Origin of the sequence: uncultured Virgibacillus sp. (assembly GCF_947495635.1) — a bacterium.
Taxonomy (GTDB): Bacteria; Bacillota; Bacilli; order Bacillales; family Amphibacillaceae; genus Virgibacillus; species Virgibacillus salarius.
The window spans coordinates 1-21,528 of the sequence record NZ_CANMAB010000069.1 but is presented as its reverse complement, the minus strand read 5'-3'; the positions used below and the strand labels follow the sequence as shown (position 1 = coordinate 21,528).

Here is a 21,528-nt window from a genome sequence, read left to right as displayed (position 1 = left end):
CCAATATACATCAAACATTTCAAAATTACTACTTGGCTTAACGCAGTCATTGCACTGATTTTATACTTTCTTAACTTTCAAGCAAAAAATCATTCTTCTTTTTAAGGAGTCTATGGATATTTTCAAAGCTAGAGTAGTTTATTGTTTGGAATGTTAATTGGCATCAGCTATACCCAGCAAGTTTTTGTTCATAACCTGCTAAGCTAGAAACAGATATTATCTTTAATCAATATTCCCCCCCTAAACACTGGTTCTATAGCTACTAAACTACATGTGTTAATAGGAGGACCTCTTGCTCGTATATTTTGCTTTTATATATGGGGCTCTGGGATCTCACAACTCTCTCTTTCCCCCTCTGTCTATTAAGTTATTTCCGTTCTTATATGACCGTACTTCCCAACGTGTGTTCAAAATGCCCTAAAGCCCACTCATGGCCTGTTGAATTAAAGCTAGCTACTGCATCCTGATGAATAACCATCTTAAATCCTTTATTATAAGCATCAACAGCTGTATGTAATACGCATATATCTGTACATACCCCAATAATATGGAGTTCATCAATAGCTCGTTCACGTAACTTTATCTCTAGATCTGTGCCAGCAAAGGCACTATACCTTGTCTTATCAATAAAATAAACATTGTGCTTTTCCTTATTTTTTTGATATACCTCTGCCAACCTACCATAAAGCTCTCTTCCAGAGGTCCCTATGATATTATGGGTAGGAAATAAGGAAAATTCCGGGTGATTACTGTCTGCAGCTTCATGCGCATCGATAGCGAATACAACATAATCCCCTGCTTCAATAAATTCATTGGTAAGTGATACGACTTTTGATTCTATCGCTTGACCTGGCTCACCACACGTTAGTTTTCCATCATTGGCAACAAAATCATTCGTGTAATCAATGTTAATTAATGCTTTCTTCACATACATCTACCTCTCTAAAATAAAATAACAACGAAGAACCAAATAATCATTACAAATTGTATAACTACTTTAGCAAAAGCCCCGCCAAGGAATCCCATAAGTGAACCAAACGAAGCACGGAAGGCTTCTTGCGTAGTCCTTTGTTGAAGCGATTCAATAATAAACACGGTTAGAAATGGAACGATTAAAACACCAAATGGCGGAATAATAAATGAACCAACAATAACTGCTATGGCTGCCCCACGCTCTCCCCATTTACTTCCTCCATATTTTTTTACAAAGTAACTATTTGCAATGATGTCTGCAGCGATCAGTACAATGGTGATCAAGGCCATTCCTATCCAAAAGGACATGGTTAATTCATTTGGGTCTATGACAAACTGGTATAAAAGAAACCCACCCCATAGTACAAGTACAGAAGGAATGATAGGAAATATCACTCCTACAAAACTTAGAAAAAATAATGCACTAATTAAAATCCAAATAATTATATCTAGCATCCCATCATCCTCCAACGTCATTTACTTTTTTGAAAACATACTTGATAGTCTTGTTTCTTCCTTATTAATTATACGTCGGTAATTATCCAAATGTTTCGCTATACTTAAAACAGATAAAAAAACGACGATAGATGTTGGTTCTGGACCAAAAAATACATATGTTGTAATTAAAAAGGAAACATACATACATAATACACCAACCACTAAATAATCTGTTGCAATTGTAAATATGAGCAAAATTCCAATGCCTATAATAGCTATTTTCCAATCAATGGCGAGTAGGATTCCAACTAACGATGCCGTTCCCTTACCACCACTAAATTTCATTGTTAGTGGGTAATTATGACCTAGAATAATAAATAAAGCCGATATATATATGAGCAACGTCTGTTCTTTACCAGTAATGCCATTTTCATTTAAAATGTATAATACAAGCACTATGGCAAATGTAGCTTTAAAAATATCAATAAGTGCAACTAAAACACCATACTTCCAGCCAAGTAAAATGGTTGTGTTAGAGGCTCCAGCATTTTTCACACCGGCATTCTTTATATCTACCTTTTTATACATGCTTACAAGCTGCGAACCATGTAGACAGCCTGCTAGATAGCCAATAATAGAAACAAGAGCGGTAATCATGAAATCCACCTTTCTGGTTTTTACTCATTATAACGTAAAAAATGGATAAAAAAATATTCATAATCTAAAATTAAAATCTGGTGTCCTTCGTTCATAGCGATTAAGATTTGTGTGCATTAAAACATGAGGAGTACAGTCAGCATGAAAAAATTACAACAAATATTACTTCCTTGGATAATTATCATTCTATGCCTAGTTATATTATTTCACGTCTATCATCATAACAATGGAAAATATTCTGAATCAGATAAAGGTGATCCTTTACCATCTAACTTACATCCAACAGTAGAAGCGAATAAAAACAGGCTGATTGAAAGAGCTGCGAAAAAAAATATTGATGTCGTCATTACGGAGGAAGTACGCTCCTTTAAGGAACAGAATCGACTATATGAACAGGGGCGAACACGCAAAGGGAATATTGTTACCTATGCAAAGGGTGGTGAATCCTATCACAATTATGGACTAGCCATTGATTTTGCTCTTGAAAATGATACAGGAAAAATAATATGGAATATTCAATACGATGGGAATGGTAACAATCAATCGGATTGGTATGAAGTAGCAGCAATCGCTAAAGAATTGGGATTTGAATGGGGTGGTGACTGGAATAATTTCAAAGACTATCCACACTTGCAAATGACTTTTGGTTTAAGTATAAATCAGCTTCAACAAGGAGTTCGACCAAAGGTTGATTAGGAACAAGAACAAATCGTTGCCACAAACGAAATAAATGGAATAGTTACAGCCAACTCAAATAAGTAGTCAACTGCTTTTTTTACTTTCAAAAATAAGAGACAAAAGAACAGCATGGGCTACAATCAGTGGGAGTTTTTGTTATCTCTCACTGATTGTTAGCAATGGGTATGACCTAATAGTCTTTGAACCAATTAAACATTTACTGGCAGTTGATCACCCACTTATTCATATTGGTTTCGCTTTATTGCTTGAAATGTGGGGGGCTTACTGCCAGTTATATACGGGACACAATGTGTTTTATTCACCAGGAAAGTGAATGCCGGAATCTCTCCTTAGTTTTTCTGTTATTTCGGCAATATAGCGACTTCTTTCTAAACACTTCTCATATAATGCCGTGTTATTATCACTAACCATCTTAATAAATGCTTGGATTTCATATATCATGTCAGCAGTCATTTGCTCTACAGCAAGCTCGTTTGTTTCTGAATTCGTTCTATTGTAAAACTGTAGTTTTTCAATAGGTGCAATTTGATTCATTGTTAATGTTCCCTCTTCCCCATGAATTTCAGAGGGGATAGTGGCATCTGCAATCTTAGAGCATAAAATGGTTACATTAAAATCTTCATATGTTAGCACGATCGTACCACTTCCATCGATTCCATTAGCTAATAAAACTGGAAAATAAGCGGCATCATTCGGCTGCCCAAATAAATCAACAGCCATACTTAAAGGATATACACCTAAATCCATCAAAGCCCCACCTGCAAACTCTTTTGCAAACACATTAGGAATCGTACCTTCTTTAAAAACATCATAACGTGATGAATACTTAACATATTGCAGCATTGCACTGCGTATTTTACCTACGTGTGAGAGTTTATTCTTTAAAATATCATAGTTGGGGGAAAATAAGTGGCGAAATCCTTCAAATATAAATACATCATGTTCCTTAGCTAATCGTTGCAGTTCTTCTAACTGCTTAACCGTATATACCATTGGTTTTTCACAAAATACATGCTTCCTCTTTTTTATACACAGCTTTATATGTTCTGGATGCATACGATTTGGGGATGCAACATAAACAAAGTCTGCATCTGAATTTAACATTTCCTCCATAGATGAATAGCTACATTCAATCCCATGCTTATGAGCAAACGCTTTGGCTGCTGAAGCAGTCCTCGAATAAACAGAAGCTAGCTGAGCAGATTTCGATTGATCAGCTGCTTCAATAAACGCGTCTGTAATCCAACTTGTGCCGATGGTTGCATACTTCATTTTATTATTACTCTCCCTTTTGCTTCTCTAATTCTTGCTTGCTCTCTCTCTCATTTGGTAACGGATCAACCTTATGCTTATACGCATACCCTTTTGAAATGGTTACCAATGATAGAACTAAAACAATCGCGACTACGATAACGCAAGCGATGATTACAATAGTCAATGTAGACAATTTGATTCCTCCACTTTTATGTTAGATTTTCAAATGGTTGTAGCATACCATAAACAGCCCTTGTATAGGGAAGGTCAATGCCTTTAGCTCCTGCCAACCGAAGTGCTCCACCATGGAGGTGATCCAATTCTAGTGTCAGTCCTTTTCTACGATCCTGATGCATCGAAGATGTAGCCTGATCATGTAAGTTATTTAATTTATCCCAAGCTTCTTTAACATCTTGTTCAGTAATTGGAACGTCATAGATATTAGCTAAGGTCTTCATTTCACTTAACAAGTGTAGCATAATATGAAAGGTCTCATTATGTTGCCTAATCATACCAATAGGTAAATCTACTGCAGCTGTAACACCTGAAAAAGCATTTATAAACATATATTTCTTCCATAGCTCAAGCAATATGTTATTACTGTTCTTCCCAGTCATGTTAGCAGAATTACTAAGCTTATCCAATTTAGAACAAATTGCCTCTTGTTCAGGCTCAAGTGCTCCATATATGAGCTCGTGGAAATCGCTTGAATGCTCCACATGCCCCTTGTCATTTAATGTTGCAATGATAAATGAAAGTCCCCCAAGTATGGATGCTTTTCCAAGTTCATTTTGTAATTTAGCCAGATGCTCTATTCCATTTAATACTGGAAGAATATACGCTCCTTTATTTACTAGGACACGTAATTGCTTCATAGCACCTTGTAAGTGATAGCCCTTCACACTTATCAAAACTACTTCTGGATCTTCTATCTGCTGTGGATCTGTAACAATCGTTGCATCATGGGTTTCATAATCCCCATGTATACTATGAATCACTGCACCTTGTTCTTTCAGTTGTATCGCCCTCTGTTCTCGCACAAGAAAAGTTACCTTAGCTCCTGCCTCTTGAAAACGTAATCCAAAATAACCTCCTAACGCACCAGCACCTAAAACAACGATATGCATATTTTCGCCTCCCCTTTGAATAATATCCTTAATAAAGTGAAACTTCAATCAGTGGGAGTTTTTGTTTAGACCCCACGGATGGTTAGTACCACAAGGGGATGACCTAAAGGCCTGCGTGCGAACCAATCGGACATTTACTGGCAGTTACCCCAACTTATCCACATTGGTTTCACTTTATTGCTTGAAGTGGAGATCTTACTGCCAGTTATATGTGGGATAAAGTAGATCATCCAATGATTAAATACTATTCGCTAATCCTATGGTACTTTTTTAATAGAATGATGTCTATTCGGTTTATCATTAGCTGGGATTTATTTGCAAATTTAGATAATACGGAAGCTTAGCAGATGATAAGATAGTATATTTATGTATACATGCTTTATTCTTCATTCATTCAGTTAAATCATAATAAATTCCAAATTATCTAAATTTACTGCGTTTGAGTCACTTAACTAGAACCTGTAACATTTTAATATAAGTGCTTCAACTTGAGTTCCTCTAATTCTTTTAATCTATTTTTCAAGATTATTCCAGTGATTTTCACCTATGAATAAAGTCATCTGGCTACTTACTTATTCACTTTTACAAATAAAAAGGGAGGAAATTATTTACATGAAGAAATTTTTACTTATGTTTGTTTTAGGTTTCTTGCTAATTGCACTTGCAGCGTGTGGTTCATCTGACAATAATGAGAGCAAGGAAGGCGGAAACGGAGAGTCTGAAGGTAGCGGTGGTAAACTAGAAGAATTAAAAGAAGCTGGCACTGTCACAATAGGCTTTGCTAATGAAGAGCCGTACGCTTACCAAGATGATAATGGGGAGTTAAAAGGTGCTGCTGTGGATATTGCTGCTGCTGTCTTTAAAGAACTTGGAGTAAATGAAATGGATGCCAAGCTTGCTGATTTTGGACAGCTAATCCCAGGCTTAAAGGCTGGTCAGTTCGATGTTATCACTGCCGGCATGGCAATTAACTCTGATCGCTGTAAGAATGCAGCTTTTGGTGAGCCGGAAATGAAATATGGGGAAGGATTAATTGTTCAAAAAGGAAACCCGTTAAATTTAAAGAGCTATACAGACATTGCAGATAATCCAGATGTAAAAGTTTCCGTGATGGCAGGAGCAACCGAAAATGAATTCCTTAAAACAGAAGGTGTAAGCGAAGACCAAATTCAATCTGCAGATGATATCCCGGCAACCTTTTCTGCAGTAGAGTCAGGAAGAGCTGATGCAACTACTGGTACAGAAATGACTATTAAAATGGCACTAGAGTCCTCTAACTCTGATAAGCTGGAATTTGTTGAAGGATTTGAACAACCAGATGTGGAAGGTGTTCCAAGCTATGGAGCAGCAGCATTCCATTTGGATAATACAGATCTACGCGATGCCTATAATGAAAAGCTAGCTGAGTTAAAAGAAGATGGTACAGTAGCTGAACTTCTTGAAAAGAATGGATTTAGCGAAGCAAATAACATGGTAGAGCCCGGAATTACTACAGAAAAAATCTGTAACGGTGAACTATAAGAATTAAAATAACACGTACACTATAGTAAACCAATGACTCCATAGGGTCCGACTTCCCTTACCTTAGGGGGAGTCAGACCCTATAATTTTTTTGAGAAACCATACATCTAACTGAAAAATAAGGAGTGATCACTATTAAAGCAATTATAGATATTTTTCCCATGTTAGCGCAGGGGCTAACCATTACCATCTCTGTACTAATTGCCTCTGCATTTTTTGGTTATTTATTTGCGTTTATTGCAGGGCTTTGTCGCCTTTCCAAAAATGTTATCCTTCGAAAATTCACCGGATTCTATGTAGAAATATTCCGTGGAACCTCTCTAATTGTTCAATTATTCTGGTTATACTATGCAGTTCCTATGCTTTTTGGAATTGAACTTGGAAGTAATTGGTGGGTTGGCGTCATCGCAATCGCTTTAAACTATGGGGCTTATATGTCAGAAATTGTACGAGGATCTATACTCGCTGTAGCAAAAGGACAGACTGAGGCTGCCACTGCGTTAAATATGTCACGTTTCCAACGTATGCGCCTGGTTATTTTCCCGCAAGCGGTACGAATGATGCTTCCCGAATTTGGGAATTATTTAATTCAAATGCTCAAGGCTACATCACTTGTATCCTTAATTGGTATGCATGATATTTTATACTACGGAGATATATTACGAAGCTCCAATCTTTCACAAGCACCGACAGTCTATTTATTAGTATTAGTCTTCTACTTTATTCTTGCACTTCCATTAATTTTCTTGACTCGTAAAATGGAAGACATCTCGAAGAAAGGGGTGGCTAGTCAATGAATATTTGGAGCTGGGATGTATTTGCTGACGCGTTTTTAGTTATTGTACAGGGGCTTGGAATAACATTAGGTCTTACAATAGCCTGTTATTTATTTGCTTTGATATTTGGATTTTTCTGGACCTTCCTTAGAAGAATTCCTTTCAAGCCGCTTCATTGGGTCATAACTTGGATTATGGAATTTATTCGTTCTACACCACCTCTCGTTCAGCTATTCTTTATCTTTTATGCATGGCCGATGGTACCTGTGGTAGGAATGACATTAGACCCATTCACAAGTGCAATCCTTGGACTCGGCATCCACTTTAGCACGTATATTGGCGAAGTATACCGATCGGGCATTGATGGTGTAGATAAAGGACAATGGGAGGCTGCAAGGGCGTTAAACTTTTCCACTAGACAAAAATGGACTAAAATTATATTACCACAGGCTATTCCTCCGACCATTCCAATGTTAGGTAACTATTTAATTATTATGTTTAAAGAAGTTCCACTAGCATCCACCATTGGTGTGGCGGGTATTCTCCACATGGCAAATAGCTATGGTGCTCAATACTGGACTTATCTTGAGCCATTAACCATTGTAGCTATCCTATTCTTAGTAATGAGTTACCCTTCCGCTTTACTCATTAATAAGCTGGAAAAGAAAATGAATCGCCGCTTTGATAAGAAAGAAGCATTAAATAGTAGTAAAGGAGCGACAGCATAATGATAGAGCCGATTGTTACCTTTAATGATGTTCATAAATCATTTGGAGATGTCAAAGTATTAAAAGGAATTGATCTAGATATTAAGCCTGCAGAAAAAGTTGCAATCATAGGCCCAAGTGGTTCTGGTAAAACAACCATTATACGAATGCTAATGACATTAGAGCAACCAACTTCAGGAGATATTATTGTTGATGGTAAAAACCTTTGGAAGATGGAGAAAAAGGGGAGTATGGTCGACGCAAATGAAAAGCATTTGCGTAATGTCCGGGGAGATATAGGTATGGTATTCCAACATTTTAATTTATTCCCACATATGACCATTTTGGAAAACTGTATGACGGCACCGATCCACGTCAAAAATGAAGATAAATCTACAGCCAAGCAGCGCTCTATTGAGATGCTTGAAAAAGTTGGACTTGGTGACAAATTGGACAATTATCCTAGCCAACTTTCTGGAGGACAAAAACAGCGTGTTGCTATGGCAAGAGCGCTTGTGATGCGACCAAAGGTTATGCTATTTGATGAAGTAACATCTGCACTTGACCCAGAATTAGTTGGTGAAGTACTAGAAGTTATTCGTGACATTGCCAAAGAGGGAGAAATGGCAATGATTCTCGTTACACATGAAATGGATTTTGCTCTTGACGTAGCTGACAAAGTATTATTCCTTGATGAAGGTGTCATTGCTGAGCAGGGAACAGCTAGCGAGGTTATTGAGCATTCTACAAACGAACGATTGCAAAGCTTCCTGCATCGTTTTAGAAGCTAATGAAAAACATAATATCTTCCTCAACGGAGATGAATTAGCAATAGCATTGAAATCTCTAACCATTTTCTTTACTCAAAATACGAATAATCATGTTATCAATAGGAGTATCATCGCCGCACCGTGGAACTATACTCGCTTTCTGCGGGCACGGCCTCAGCTAACTTGGTAAAGAAAAACACGTTACCAAGTGGATCTTCGGACGCGTATTGTTCTCGCCGGAGTCTCGCTTATTTCAGGTGCTAAATGAATAATCCCAACCAAAAAACGAACAATAATTAATTTTCAACTAATTATCGTTCGTTTTTTATTGTTTCTTCATTCTTTTGTCTCAGCCTCTTTTGTCAGATATACGATTGCCATAACCTAGCGAACTGGATCTTCACCAATTATCTTAACTTCTCTCTCTAATCGCACTCCAAACTTTTCATTTACTGTATCTTGAACATAGCGAATGAGATTAATATATTCTGTAGCTGTTGCATGATCCTTATTAACAATAAAGCCAGCATGCTTTAAAGAAACCTGTGCTCCGCCAATTTGCTTTCCTTGCAATTCACTGTCTTGAATCAATTTTCCAGCAAAATAACCTGGTGGTCGTTTAAATACACTTCCACATGAAGGATACTCTAATGGTTGCTTCGATTCTCTTTTATACGTCAAATCATCCATTATAGCTTTTATTTCTGCATATTTACCTTTTTCCAACGAAAAAGTTGCTTCAAGAACAATATATCCCTTTTCTGGAATGTTACTTGTACGGTATGCTAGATCCAGATCAGATGCTGTTAATACTTGGAGATTTCCATCCTTATCTACTACCTTGGTGCTTACTAACACATCTTTTATTTCGCCACCGTAGGCTCCAGCGTTCATATACAATGCACCACCTACTGACCCTGGTATACCACAGGCAAATTCCAACCCGGATAACGTTTTAGTTAGTGCTTCTCGGGAAACATCAATAATTCGCGCACCACTTTGAGCAACAATTGTAGAGCCGTTAGTGGAAATATCCGTTAATCGATGAAGATTCATAACAATTCCGCGTATTCCCCCATCTTTTACGATCAAATTAGAACCATTCCCCAGTAATGTAAATGCAATCTTTTCTTCGTTCGCCAACCTTACAATTTCCTGTACTTCATGATATGTTTCAGGTGTTACTAAAAAATCAGCCTTCCCGCCAAGACGGGTATACGTATGATTCTTTAATTCTTCGTCCACCATCACATTACTCTCGGATGTAATTTCTATTAATTTATTGTATATATGATGACTCAATCCCACACGTATCATTCCTTTAATAGTTATTCCAAAATACTTGATGATACTCTTCTACATTGTAAGCTATTCAATCTGATCTTGCCACAAAAACTCATAAATGTATTGGTCCACTAGCTTACTCTCGTGTAACCCACTGTGACTTAAATGCAGATCGTCAATAATAACCTCTTCTAATTGATCCTTTGGTATAATCGTTCGTAACGACTTAATACTTTCTGGCACAGCAATTGCATCCCCCGTACTTCCAATACTTAATACTTGTGTATATTCTGGAAATGATCGCTCTCTCAAAAATTGTAAAGCAGGAGAATCGGGATGCAAATCAGTAGCAGCAGGATCACGATTTAGTTGGAAATATTCTTCACTATAGATCCCATCAAACGGGCTACCGATCGCTATAAATTTACGAACAGTAGGAAACTTCACCCCTTGGTATTGCTTCATATACTCCAAGGAGACGATTCCTCCCATCGAATGTCCAACAAGATTGACATTTTCAATAGAATAAACAGCTTTCATATCTGCTAAGACAGCAGCTAGCCAACCTGCTGTCTCTTCAAAACTTGCTCGGTTATTTTCAAAAATAACCTGAACAAATACAGGCTCTTTTTTACCTTTACTAAGGTTATATTTTTCAATTGCTCCGTTATTTTTCACAAAATAGACAAGTGCTTTGTTACCCCAGTTATAATCACTCTCAAATCGTTTTAGCATATGGCCAAATGAATTCACAGTTCCCTTATAACCATGTACAAACAACGTTGGTCGTATTTTGTCAAAATCTGACTTTGTTTTATTGGGCATATATACAAGGGCTATCAATCCTAGGATCACTATACATATGGACGCAATACTCATTAGATGTTTTTTCTTCAAAAATACTCCCTCATTTATCTGGCAGTGATCTAAACCATTACCATATCACCGGTTGATCTGGATTGGTAATGATACAGAAGGTTTCCCCTATTGCCCTTCATTATAGCATGTCTCATCGGTATTTTCCTTTTAGAAATAGTGACATTTGTTGAAGCAATTATATATGATGGAAAACTGGCTGTTTTCCCTTAAAAGTTGTAATATACGAAAAACCTAGTGATCGCAATAATTCTATCGCCTCTGCTAGTCCATAACCTACAGTAGACGCTTGATGGGAATCAGAACCAATTGTAATGATTTCCCCACCACACTCCTTGTATAACTTAAGGATATCTTTACTAGGCATGGCACTATTAAGACCATAACGGAACCCAGAGGTATTTATTTCTATTCCCTTCCCTGCTGGTATGATTTCATGAAATATCTCCTCAATCAGATTCAGAAAGCTATGTTCATTTTTTCTTGTCTGTGTATATCTTTTTATCAAATCAATATGTCCTAAAACTTGAAAGTCTTTAAAATGAGTAATGCAATCTAGTAATTCTTGATAATACGCTTGATATGCCTCATCCACTGTTTTACCTTGAAAGAAAGCTCCAGAATGTAAATCCATTCCAGAAGTGGTATGCATAGAACAGATGATAAAATCAAATGTTTCCTCCTGTATCATTTGCTTGCAATTGTCTAACAAATGGGGCTGTACCCCTATTTCTAAACCCTTTTTTATGTTGATACGCTCCTTATATAAACACTGCATTTCTTTGATTTTTTTTTCATAGGCAGGTAAATCTAACTCAAAATGAATCGTAGGATCTGGATAATCCTCATCAATATGCTCAGTGAAGCAAACTTCCTTTAGTCCCTTCTTCAAGGCGGCTTCTATTGTCTCCTCCATTGGCGTATCACAATCTGCTGAAAAATTACTATGTATATGATAATCGAACATAAAAATATCCCTCCCTTTGGTTGACAATTCCTTTTATAATTATTAGAATACTATATAACTTTAATTAAATAAAGCGATAAAGTAATAAAGTGAAAAGGAGTAAACTTACAATGCAGCCTTTTTTAATAAATAGCTCCTATAGCAACGTTATAGACGATTTTCAGCAGCAAGAAGTATTAATAAACAAATTAAAACACCGTTTTAAAACCTATGGGTATCGTCAAATTAAGATTCCAGCATTTGAGTATTATGATATGTATGCTTCCATTAATGGAATTGTAAATACAGATGACATGGTTAAAGTTATGGATCCTAAAGGAAAGGTACTTGTATTACGACCAGACGTCACTATTCCTATTACACAGGTTATGGTCAATCATCCCACCACTCAAAATGATCGTTACTTTTATATCATGGACATATTTCGTTACCATGATCAAGCAAATCAAGTAAACGAACGAACACAAGCAGGAATTGAACACTTTGGAAAAAAATCAGCTACTACTGATGCAGAAGTAATTGCATTGGCAATTCATACACTGCAAGATATGGGTTTTATTGATTTTAAAATGGAAATAGGTCATGCAGGATTGTTCAAAGCATTAATATCGCTCGCTGGGTTGTCTAAGCAAGAATTAATCCATCTACAAAACTTTATTCAATCTAAAAATATAGCTGAATTAGAGCCCTACCTAAATTCGCTTGAGATTGATGATCCGCTGAAAGAATTGATTAGGAACATTCCTTTTCTTTATGGTCTGCCAGGTGATGTAATCAATGCTATTCAGAAATACGGATTACAGGAAAATATGCAAGCGGAATTACAGCACCTCATAGATGTTTATGACATTCTAAAAGCCTATCAGCTTACTGATTATATAATATTTAACCTTGGTTTAATTAACGATATGGATTATTACTCAGATATCATCTTTCAAGGGTTTATTGAGTTTATCGGGGAACCGGTAGTCATGGGTGGTAGATATGATCAATTAGGAAAACAATTTGGAGCATCTATACCAGCAATAGGGTTTGCATATGACTTGCAGTTATTAGAAAGGGCTTTACAACGGCATGAGTTATTAGCAACACCAACAACCATATCAGACATCATTGTTTATTATCATCCCTCTATGCAAAAGAAAGCACTAACTGATACGTTACATTTACGGAAATGCGGCTATGTCGTACTTAGCTTTCCTGATCAAGAAAACAGCCTGACTACTTCAGCATGCACCATCCACTATCAGAAGGATTCTTGTACGCTCATAAATAAAGGGAATTCATATCAATTCCATGACATAACTGAAGTACAGGAGTTATTAGTTATGCAAGAGGGGGAGGTTTAGTTGGAAGCTTTCACATTAGCGGTAGCCAAGGGTAGAACAGCTAACCAGACAATACATCTGATGAAAAAGATTGGAATTATTTTCAATAACTTTACATCATCAAGTCGAAAATTAGTTTTTTACAATTCAGATAAAACCATCAGGTTACTATTTGTAAAAGCTGTAGATGTCCCGACTTATGTGGAAAGAGGCGCAGCAGATGTCGGTATAGTAGGAAAGGACAATGTACTTGAATCCGAGGCAGATGTATATGACATACTCGATTTACGAATTGGGCAATGTACTTTTGCCATAGCTGGTAAACCCGGAGAGAATTTAAATAAAGAGAAACCAATTACCATTGCAACGAAGTATCCAACCATTACTCACAATTACTTTTCTAAAAAAGGCAAAGCCATTCATATTGTAAAGTTGAATGGCTCCGTTGAGCTAGCTCCCCTTATCGGATTAGCAGATGCAATCGTTGATATCGTGGAGACCGGTAACACATTAAAAGAAAATGGTCTAGTAGTTTTAGAGGAAGTAGAACCAATTAGTACGCGGCTCATTATTAATAAAGCAAGCTTTGCTATTAAAAGCACAAGTATACAACCATTTATTGAAAAATTACGATTGGGCTTGGAGGAGTAACACGTGAAACAAATAACAGGTGCGCAATATTGGACGGAGAAGAACCAAATCGCAAAAAGGAGAACATTAGATAACAATACTGATCAAACGGTTTTAGATATTATTAATCAGATTAAACAATCTGGAGATGCAGCAATTAGACAGTTAACAAAAGAATTGGATGATGTACTATTACCTAAATTTCAGGTTACTAAAGAGGAGTTTAAAGACGCATATAAACAGGTTAGTCCAGCTTTCCTTCGTGCACTTACAAAAGCAAAAAACAACATCCAACAATTTCATGCAAAACAAATGCAACAATCGTGGTTTACAAATAGTCATTCCGGTATTTTATTAGGGCAAAAGATTACACCACTTGAAAAGGTTGGAATCTATGTGCCTGGTGGAAAGGCAGCATATCCTTCAACTGTATTAATGAATGTTATTCCTGCCAAGATTGCTGGAGTAGAGTCGATACATATAGCTACCCCTCCACAGGCCAATGGAAAGGTTAACCCACATATTCTTGTTGCTGCAAAAGAAGCAGGCGTAGATAGCATCTATAAGATTGGTGGAGCACAAGCGATAGCTGCTTTCGCTTATGGAACAGAAACGGTACCAAAAGTCCAAAAAATTACTGGCCCTGGTAATGCATTTGTTGCTAGTGCAAAAAAATGCGTCTATGGGGATGTAGCCATAGATATGATAGCTGGTCCCAGCGAAATTTGTATTGTTGCCGACGAATCAGCACCAGCACCTTACATTGCTGCTGATCTATTATCACAGGCAGAGCATGATGAGGCGGCAAAGCCGATATGCATCACGGCGGATCGTACACTTGCAGCTGCCATCCAACTAGAAGTCGAAAAACAAACAGAATTATTATCTAGAAAGCACATTATCAAGCAAGCCCTAAAACAAAATGGACGCATTATTCTTGTTAAGCACTTGAATGAAGCATTTACAATTGTGAATGATCTAGCACCCGAACATGTACAGCTTATGATAAAGGAACCGATGGAAAATCTGAGATACGTTAATAATGCCGGTGCCATCTTTATAGGCAATTATTCACCAGAGGCATTAGGAGACTATCTAGCAGGACCGAATCATACGTTACCTACAAATGGTACTGCTGCTTTCTCTTCACCTTTAGGTGTTTATGATTTCGTAAAAAAATCAAGCATTATCCATTATGATAAAACAGCCTTGCTAGAAACAGCTGATGAAATAATTGAGTTAGCAATGACAGAAAAGTTAACAGCGCATGCAGAATCAATTAACCTACGAAAGGATGGCCGCAATGCGAAATCATACAATTAACCGAACAACTTCAGAAACAGATATTTCTCTTACCTTGAATATAGATGGAGCTGGTTATAGTTCGATTCAAACAGGAGTTGGATTTTTTGATCATATGCTCACCTTATTGTCTAGACATGGACTACTTGATTTAAATGTAAGCTGTAAGGGTGATTTAGAAGTTGATCAGCATCATTCTATTGAAGATATTGGTATTGCTTTTGGCAAGGCCTTTTACCAAGCACTCGGAGACAAACAAGGAATTACGCGCTACAGTAGTATAACTACACCGATGGACGAAGCGCTGTCTACTGTATCTCTAGATATTAGTGGACGTTCGTATCTTGTATATAAGGTAGAGGGGCTAAAAGATAAAGTTGGAGATTTCGATACAGAGCTAGTAGAAGAATTCTTTCAGGCTTTTACCAGCAATGCCAAAGTCACCTTACACATTCATAACGTTTATGGTACAAATTCACATCACATGATTGAATCCATATTTAAAGGCTTTGGCCGAGCACTCGATCAAGCAAGCCAAAAAAGCGAACGTATCATAGGTATCCCCTCTACAAAAGGAAGTCTTTAAAAGAGGAATGATACCATCCAATTGTATACAAAAAATCGGTACTATTGAAAGGACGTATAAGATGATTGCTATCATTGATTATGGTGCTGGGAATATGAAAAGCCTTCAGTTTGCATTAAACAGAAAAGGCCTGGAATGTTGTGTCACCACTGAAAAAAAACAGATTCTCAACAGCACTGCCATGATACTTCCAGGGGTGGGCGCTTTCCAAGATGCCATGACTACCTTAAAGCAAAAAGACTTAATCAATACCATAAAAGATGAAACTACAAAAGGGAAACCCTTATTAGGTATTTGTTTAGGTATGCAATTATTCTATGAAACAAGTGAAGAAGATGGAGAATGGGAAGGTTTCGGATTATTGAAAGGAAAAGTTAGTAGAATTAATTACACGGTTAAAGTTCCTCACATTGGTTGGAATACACTGCATATGCAGCGAAGTAGTTCCATATGCCAAAACATTCCAAATAATGCTTTTGTATATTATGTCCACTCCTATGCAGTAAAAGAATATGCATATAATTCTCTGGTTGCCAGCACTGCTTATGGTGGTACCATCCCAGCAATCGTCCAGCAGGATCATATTATTGGCATGCAGTTTCATCCAGAAAAAAGCGGTAACGTTGGACTTCAGCTTCTAGCAAATTTTGGGGAGATGATTTCATGATTTTATTTCCGGCAATTGATATTAAAGACAGTAGATGTGTCCGCCTTACACAAGGCAATTATAATAATGAAATAGTATACAGTAATAACCCTGTACATATGGCTTCACAGTGGGAAACGCAAGGAGCTGAATACTTACATCTCGTCGATCTTAACGGAGCTAAAACAGGTCAGTCAAAAAATATTGATATTGTCAAAAAAATAGCCGATACCATTTCCATTCCCGTACAGATTGGTGGTGGAATTCGTAGCCTAGCGACAATGGAGAACTACCTTAATGCAGGAATGAAAAAAGTGATACTTGGAACAGCAGCTATTGAGGACAAATCGTTTTTAGCTGCGGCTATTTCTAAATACCCTACCCAAACCATTGTATCGATAGATGCTAGAAATGGACTTGTAGCAACAAATGGCTGGACGGAAATAAGCAAGGTTAAAGCTAGAGATTTAGCAAAAGAGTTGGAGCAACTAGGTTTACAAACGCTAATCTACACAGACATTCTTAAAGATGGCATGCTAAGCGGACCAAATTTTACAGAACTCCAAATTATGCAAGCTTCCACATCAATGAATATTATTGCCTCTGGGGGAGTAACGACAATGAAGGATGTGACCACATTAAGCAAAATGAAACTACATGGTGCAATTATCGGCAAAGCACTATACGACGGATCCTTAACATTAAAACAAGGGTTGGAGGCAATAACAAATGTTAGCTAAACGGATTATTCCTTGCCTTGATGTAGCTGGAGGGCGCGTGGTAAAAGGGAAAAAATTTAAAAACATCCAGGACGTAGCTGACCCAGTAAAATTAGCTAAACGATACAATCAAGCTGGTGCTGACGAACTTGTATTTTATGACATCACAGCGTCTAATGAAGGAAGAGACATATTTCTTGATGTTGTTGAGTCTGTGGCTGCGGAAATTGCTATTCCCTTTACCGTTGGAGGAGGAATTAGAACTCTCGAGGATATACATCGTGTCTTACGAGCAGGTGCTGACAAAGTTTCTCTAAATAGCGCAGCCATCACAAATCCAAGTTTAATTAAGGAGTCTGCATTAAAGTTTGGATCACAATGTATCGTATTATCAATTGATGCAAAACAGACGGAACAGTATAAATGGGATGTCTATCTGAACGGAGGACGAAAACATGCAAAGCTAGATGCAGTAGAATGGGCAAAACAAGGAGAAGCATTAGGTGCAGGAGAGATCGTGATCAATGCTATTCATACAGATGGTGAACAATTAGGCTATGACCTTAACCTGATACATTTAATCGCTTCTTCTGTCAGTATTCCAATTGTAGCAAGTGGAGGTGCAGGGAGTATTAACGATTTTTTGGAAGTTTTAAAACCTGGTCTTGCAGATGCAGCATTAGCAGCATCCGTTTTCCATTATAATGATATACCGATCCCACAATTAAAGAAGCATTTATACAACAAGGGTATAGAAATTAGGAGTGAGCGTATATGAACATAGAAATGGACGCTATAACATTTGGTACCGATGGATTACTGCCAGTAATCGTTCAGGATGCAACGAATGGAAAAATATTAACATTAGCTTATATGAATAAGGAGGCATTTTCCAAAACAGTCGAAACAAAGGAAGCTTGGTTTTTTAGTAGAAAGCGGCAGACACTATGGAACAAGGGGGAAACTTCTGGAAATAAACAAGCTGTCCATGCGATTTTCTTAGATTGTGATCAAGATGCGCTATTATTACAGGTAAGACCGCTTGGTCCAGCCTGCCACAAAGGCAAGCATACTTGCTTTCATCATGAGCTGTATCAGGAGTCTATTCCCCCTTATCAAGTTCTTGAACAGCTTAAGAAGCAAATAACCAAACGTAAACATTCTCCTGTTGTAGGTTCCTATACTGCCTATCTGTTTCGAGAAGGGCTTGATAAGGTATTAAAAAAAATTGGAGAGGAAGCTAGTGAGGTCATTATTGGAGCTAAAAATAAGAATAAACAGGAGGTAACCTGGGAAATAGCTGATTTAACTTACCATACGCTCGTATTGATGGAGCTACTTGATGTCTCCTTCCATGATATAACGAATGAGCTACAACAAAGACATAATCAGAAAAAGGACGTACGAAATGAATAGATTTTGGAGTGACGCAGTTAAACGGAGCACGCCCTATGTTCCCGGTGAACAGCTAAATGACCCTACCATTATAAAATTAAATACAAATGAGAATCCATATCCTCCCTCACCAAAAGTAAAGGAAGCTATTTACAGAGCATTAGAGAACAAGTTAAATCATTATCCTACACCAACAGCAGAGAATTTAAGAGAGAAAATTGCCAACTTCTATCATCTAAATAAAGAGAATGTTTTCATAGGAAATGGGTCTGATGAAGTGCTTGCTTTTTCGTTCATGGCATTTTTTCTGCCCGAAAAAAAAATCCGTTTCCCAGCAATTTCATATAGTTTTTACCCTGTTTATTGCAATCTTTTTCACATACCGTATCAAGAAGTATCCTTAAACAAGAACTTCACACTAAATCAAGTTGATTTTTTTGATTCGGATGGTGGTGTTATTTTACCAAACCCTAATGCACCTACGAGTATTCTAGCAGAACTTGACGTTATAAAAGCTATTGTAGAAAATAATCCTAATCGGGTTGTCATTATAGATGAAGCATACATTGACTTTGCTGCGGCTTCAGCAGTTTCACTCATTGACCAATATGAAAATCTCCTCGTCATACAAACGATGTCAAAATCTCGTTCGCTTGCTGGCTTAAGAGTAGGCTTTGCTATTGGCAATCCAGAACTAATTGAAGCACTCCAGCGAATCAAGAATTCGTTTAACTCCTACACCATTGATCGATTAGCACTTGCAGGAGCTGAGGCTGCTATTGAAGATACTACCTATTTTAAAGAAACAACAAATTCTATTATTCACACACGCAACTGGATGACGGCAGAGTTAAAAAAACGTGGATTTAAGGTATTGCCATCAGCAACAAACTTTTTGTTTGCTACACATCCTAGCTATGCAGCACGATCCCTTTATCAACAGCTAAAAATAGAAGGTATTCTTGTTAGACATTTTAATAAAGACGAAATTACACAATATTTAAGGATTTCAATAGGTACGGATCAAATGATGGAGCAATTCTTAGAAAAATTGGATACCCTTATTGCAGAAAAACGTCCTCTGCTAAGCAGACATACGAGCTTGTAAACATAGGAAATAGTATCGACATAAAGTGAAACTTCCTTCCGTGGGGAGTTTGTTTATCCCCACGGATGGTTAGTACCACAAGGGTATGACCTAAAGGCCTCTGAACCAATCGGACATTTACTGGCAGTTTATACCCATTTACCAATACCTTGATGTGAAGTCTTACTGCCAGTTATGTGCGGGATAAAGTGAAATCGACGTCAAAAGAAAAAAGCATCCGATATTTAGACAGCTTCTAAATGATCGGGTGCTTTCATACTAAGCGTTGCTTAGATTAATGTTTCAACCTTTGCATCCTTTTTTAATTTATCAACTTTTTTCTGAAGTTGTTCATTCGTTTTTTGTTGTTTAATTTGATTTTTGATTTGGTCTTTCAAATCCTTTAATTTACCAATCTCTTCATTTTGCTCTTTCAACTGATTGTAGTATTCTTCAACCTCTTTATCCGTTACTTTGATCTCCAACTGTGAATCAATATACTTGGTAGTAATTAAATCATCTTCTAACTGCCGTTTAAATTGATCTTCCGTAAGATTAAATTGTTCAAGAACTGCAGTTAACTGGTCACCATTCTCTTCTTTTAACGAATCAAATTCGGATTGAACCTCTTTATCTGAAACCTTAATACCCTTGCTTGCAGCATCCTGTCTAATTAAGTGCTGCTCAACCAAAACGTTTATGGTTTGTTCCTTTAGTTTATCTAGATCGCTCACATCCTGTCCATATTGCGCCATTTGGGTTTTTAATTGTGTATAGATCGGGTTGTAGCGTTCACCTTTTATTTCATCACCGTTGACAGAAGCTACAGCTGTTCCTTCTTCTACCTTCTCTTTATCGGTCACTTTTACTTGCTGCTCCTGACCCTCTTTTGATGTATTACCTTCTTCCTGCGTTTGCTCATCTTTCTTTTTATCACCTTCAGCATTGTCATCTCCACATGCTGCCAATACGATTGCTAAGGTTAGTGCTAATCCTAGCATGATAATTTTTTTCATTCGTTAGACCCCTCATTTCTTAATGAATGTCCTTTCATTCAAACATATTTAGGACAACCTTTTCAAGTGCCAAATGTGCCGTTTACTGCAAAAACATGAGAATAGCAAGGGATGAAAGCCCTATTTACAATTGTATAACAATAAACAGCACTTTCCCTAAATTATGCCACATTCGACACGATTTATGTGTGAGTGATTGATTGAGATTCCCAAGACTAAAGTCGCAAGCCCTACACCTGCCATTGTGACCGATGGAATTCATGAATGATTAGCGATCTCAGTCCACACCTCCTAGTACTCGCTGCCTTTCAGCTAACTCACTCTGGATAGGCGAAGGCAACGTCTTCATGTTTAGGCAGGCTACCATCTTCAAACGAGTCCATTTTCGTTACAAAATATTCAACACAACTATAGCAAATTAATGAAGTAAATAGTTAATATAAAAGAAATTAAATAGAGGCTGGTACAAAACACAACTTCTTTACTCAAAATACGAATAATCAAGTTATCAATAGGAGTATCGCCGCACCGTAAAAATATACGCTCTTTCCGCAGGCACGGCCTCAGCTAACTTGGTAAAGAAAAACACGTTACCACGTGGATCTTCGGACGCATGGTTCCCGCCGGAGTCTCACTTATTTCAGGTGCTAAATGAAAGATTCTAACCAAAAGACGAACGATAGTTATTTTCTACTAAGGTACCGACCCCCTGAAGTTAGAGTAAAAAATCTAATTTCAGGGGGTGTTTTTGTGGCTAAATATAGTGAAGAA

The 21,528-nt window shown here is 37.3% G+C and carries 24 protein-coding genes; 14 read left to right on the top strand and 10 right to left on the bottom strand.

What is annotated here, in order from left to right:
* Nucleotides 1–379: 379 nt before the first annotated feature.
* From Q1A47_RS14180 to Q1A47_RS14170, 3 genes are read right to left on the bottom strand one after another with little or no spacing between them, the layout of a single operon-like run.
* A complete protein-coding gene (locus Q1A47_RS14180; RefSeq protein ID WP_211911297.1) occupies nucleotides 380–934 on the bottom strand; it encodes a cysteine hydrolase family protein in 555 nt (184 codons plus the stop codon).
* A gap of 8 nt (nucleotides 935–942) precedes the next feature.
* Nucleotides 943–1,428 carry a DUF456 domain-containing protein gene (locus Q1A47_RS14175; protein ID WP_026683121.1) on the bottom strand — a complete coding sequence of 162 codons (486 nt, stop codon included), beginning with the start codon at nucleotides 1,426–1,428 and terminating at the stop codon, nucleotides 943–945.
* A gap of 21 nt (nucleotides 1,429–1,449) precedes the next feature.
* Nucleotides 1,450–2,067 (bottom strand): glycerol-3-phosphate acyltransferase, encoded by a 618-nt coding sequence (locus tag Q1A47_RS14170; protein ID WP_026683120.1) that lies wholly within the window; start codon nucleotides 2,065–2,067, stop codon nucleotides 1,450–1,452.
* A 141-nt stretch (nucleotides 2,068–2,208) separates the two neighbouring features.
* Here Q1A47_RS14170 and Q1A47_RS14165 point away from each other — a divergent pair, with 141 nt between their 5' ends.
* On the top strand, nucleotides 2,209–2,763 hold the full coding sequence (locus Q1A47_RS14165) for a M15 family metallopeptidase (RefSeq protein WP_166530850.1): 555 nt from the start codon (nucleotides 2,209–2,211) through the stop codon (nucleotides 2,761–2,763).
* 297 nt (nucleotides 2,764–3,060) lie between these two features.
* Here the strand turns inward: Q1A47_RS14165 and Q1A47_RS14160 are convergent, their stop codons facing one another.
* The 3 genes from Q1A47_RS14160 to Q1A47_RS14150 are packed head-to-tail and all read right to left on the bottom strand — an operon-like array spanning nucleotide 3,061 to nucleotide 5,147.
* The gene (locus tag Q1A47_RS14160) at nucleotides 3,061–4,038 is read right to left on the bottom strand and encodes a Gfo/Idh/MocA family protein (RefSeq protein WP_026683118.1); all 978 of its coding nucleotides are present in this window, start codon (nucleotides 4,036–4,038) and stop codon (nucleotides 3,061–3,063) included.
* 7 nt (nucleotides 4,039–4,045) lie between these two features.
* Nucleotides 4,046–4,213, bottom strand: coding sequence for a YtzI protein (gene ytzI, locus Q1A47_RS14155; protein ID WP_121604502.1), 168 nt, complete (start codon nucleotides 4,211–4,213; stop codon nucleotides 4,046–4,048).
* 16 nt (nucleotides 4,214–4,229) lie between these two features.
* On the bottom strand, nucleotides 4,230–5,147 hold the full coding sequence (locus tag Q1A47_RS14150; protein WP_026683117.1) for a ketopantoate reductase family protein: 918 nt from the start codon (nucleotides 5,145–5,147) through the stop codon (nucleotides 4,230–4,232).
* A gap of 612 nt (nucleotides 5,148–5,759) precedes the next feature.
* Here Q1A47_RS14150 and ehuB point away from each other — a divergent pair.
* From ehuB to ehuA, 4 genes are all read left to right on the top strand, one after another.
* A complete protein-coding gene (gene ehuB / locus Q1A47_RS14145) occupies nucleotides 5,760–6,668 on the top strand; it encodes an ectoine/hydroxyectoine ABC transporter substrate-binding protein EhuB (RefSeq protein ID WP_121604500.1) in 909 nt (302 codons plus the stop codon).
* Nucleotides 6,669–6,829: 161 nt separating this feature from the next.
* A complete protein-coding gene (locus Q1A47_RS14140) occupies nucleotides 6,830–7,465 on the top strand; it encodes an amino acid ABC transporter permease (RefSeq protein ID WP_026683115.1) in 636 nt (211 codons plus the stop codon).
* The gene (ehuD, locus tag Q1A47_RS14135) at nucleotides 7,462–8,172 is read left to right on the top strand and encodes an ectoine/hydroxyectoine ABC transporter permease subunit EhuD (protein WP_026683114.1); all 711 of its coding nucleotides are present in this window, start codon (nucleotides 7,462–7,464) and stop codon (nucleotides 8,170–8,172) included. The genes Q1A47_RS14140 and ehuD overlap by 4 nt, the downstream gene beginning before the upstream one ends.
* Nucleotides 8,172–8,942, top strand: a complete 771-nt coding sequence (gene ehuA / locus Q1A47_RS14130) for an ectoine/hydroxyectoine ABC transporter ATP-binding protein EhuA (RefSeq protein ID WP_026683113.1) — start codon at nucleotides 8,172–8,174, stop codon at nucleotides 8,940–8,942. Before ehuD ends, ehuA begins: the two co-directional genes overlap by 1 nt.
* 363 nt (nucleotides 8,943–9,305) lie before the next feature.
* Here ehuA and murB read toward each other — a convergent pair whose 3' ends face one another.
* From murB to Q1A47_RS14115, 3 genes are all read right to left on the bottom strand, one after another.
* Nucleotides 9,306–10,238, bottom strand: coding sequence for a UDP-N-acetylmuramate dehydrogenase (gene murB / locus Q1A47_RS14125; protein WP_200862600.1), 933 nt, complete (start codon nucleotides 10,236–10,238; stop codon nucleotides 9,306–9,308).
* 51 nt (nucleotides 10,239–10,289) lie between these two features.
* A complete protein-coding gene (locus tag Q1A47_RS14120) occupies nucleotides 10,290–11,102 on the bottom strand; it encodes an alpha/beta fold hydrolase (RefSeq protein WP_121604499.1) in 813 nt (270 codons plus the stop codon).
* 157 nt (nucleotides 11,103–11,259) lie between these two features.
* Nucleotides 11,260–12,048, bottom strand: coding sequence for a histidinol-phosphatase HisJ family protein (locus tag Q1A47_RS14115; protein ID WP_166530851.1), 789 nt, complete (start codon nucleotides 12,046–12,048; stop codon nucleotides 11,260–11,262).
* 110 nt (nucleotides 12,049–12,158) lie between these two features.
* Here Q1A47_RS14115 and hisZ point away from each other — a divergent pair, with 110 nt between their 5' ends.
* From hisZ to hisC, 9 genes are all read left to right on the top strand, one after another.
* The gene (gene hisZ, locus Q1A47_RS14110; protein ID WP_121604498.1) at nucleotides 12,159–13,397 is read left to right on the top strand and encodes an ATP phosphoribosyltransferase regulatory subunit; all 1,239 of its coding nucleotides are present in this window, start codon (nucleotides 12,159–12,161) and stop codon (nucleotides 13,395–13,397) included.
* Nucleotides 13,398–14,027, top strand: a complete 630-nt coding sequence (hisG, locus tag Q1A47_RS14105) for an ATP phosphoribosyltransferase (RefSeq protein ID WP_026683108.1) — start codon at nucleotides 13,398–13,400, stop codon at nucleotides 14,025–14,027. It begins immediately after the preceding gene.
* Between the two features lie 3 nt (nucleotides 14,028–14,030).
* Nucleotides 14,031–15,329, top strand: a complete 1,299-nt coding sequence (gene hisD, locus Q1A47_RS14100) for a histidinol dehydrogenase (protein ID WP_299632384.1) — start codon at nucleotides 14,031–14,033, stop codon at nucleotides 15,327–15,329.
* Nucleotides 15,310–15,894 carry an imidazoleglycerol-phosphate dehydratase HisB gene (hisB, locus tag Q1A47_RS14095; RefSeq protein ID WP_121604497.1) on the top strand — a complete coding sequence of 195 codons (585 nt, stop codon included), beginning with the start codon at nucleotides 15,310–15,312 and terminating at the stop codon, nucleotides 15,892–15,894. Before hisD ends, hisB begins: the two co-directional genes overlap by 20 nt.
* Nucleotides 15,895–15,955: 61 nt before the next feature.
* A complete protein-coding gene (gene hisH / locus Q1A47_RS14090; protein ID WP_026683105.1) occupies nucleotides 15,956–16,561 on the top strand; it encodes an imidazole glycerol phosphate synthase subunit HisH in 606 nt (201 codons plus the stop codon).
* A complete protein-coding gene (gene hisA, locus Q1A47_RS14085) occupies nucleotides 16,558–17,280 on the top strand; it encodes a 1-(5-phosphoribosyl)-5-[(5-phosphoribosylamino)methylideneamino]imidazole-4-carboxamide isomerase (protein WP_026683104.1) in 723 nt (240 codons plus the stop codon). Before hisH ends, hisA begins: the two co-directional genes overlap by 4 nt.
* A complete protein-coding gene (hisF, locus tag Q1A47_RS14080) occupies nucleotides 17,270–18,037 on the top strand; it encodes an imidazole glycerol phosphate synthase subunit HisF (protein ID WP_026683103.1) in 768 nt (255 codons plus the stop codon). Before hisA ends, hisF begins: the two co-directional genes overlap by 11 nt.
* The gene (gene hisIE / locus Q1A47_RS14075; RefSeq protein WP_121604495.1) at nucleotides 18,034–18,675 is read left to right on the top strand and encodes a bifunctional phosphoribosyl-AMP cyclohydrolase/phosphoribosyl-ATP diphosphatase HisIE; all 642 of its coding nucleotides are present in this window, start codon (nucleotides 18,034–18,036) and stop codon (nucleotides 18,673–18,675) included. The genes hisF and hisIE overlap by 4 nt, the downstream gene beginning before the upstream one ends.
* Entirely contained in the window at nucleotides 18,668–19,762 is a 1,095-nt protein-coding gene (gene hisC, locus Q1A47_RS14070) for a histidinol-phosphate transaminase (RefSeq protein ID WP_026683101.1), read from the top strand. The genes hisIE and hisC overlap by 8 nt, the downstream gene beginning before the upstream one ends.
* Nucleotides 19,763–20,031: 269 nt before the next feature.
* Here the strand turns inward: hisC and Q1A47_RS14065 are convergent, their stop codons facing one another.
* Nucleotides 20,032–20,757, bottom strand: a complete 726-nt coding sequence (locus Q1A47_RS14065) for a SurA N-terminal domain-containing protein (RefSeq protein WP_026683100.1) — start codon at nucleotides 20,755–20,757, stop codon at nucleotides 20,032–20,034.
* Nucleotides 20,758–21,528: the final 771 nt, after the last annotated feature.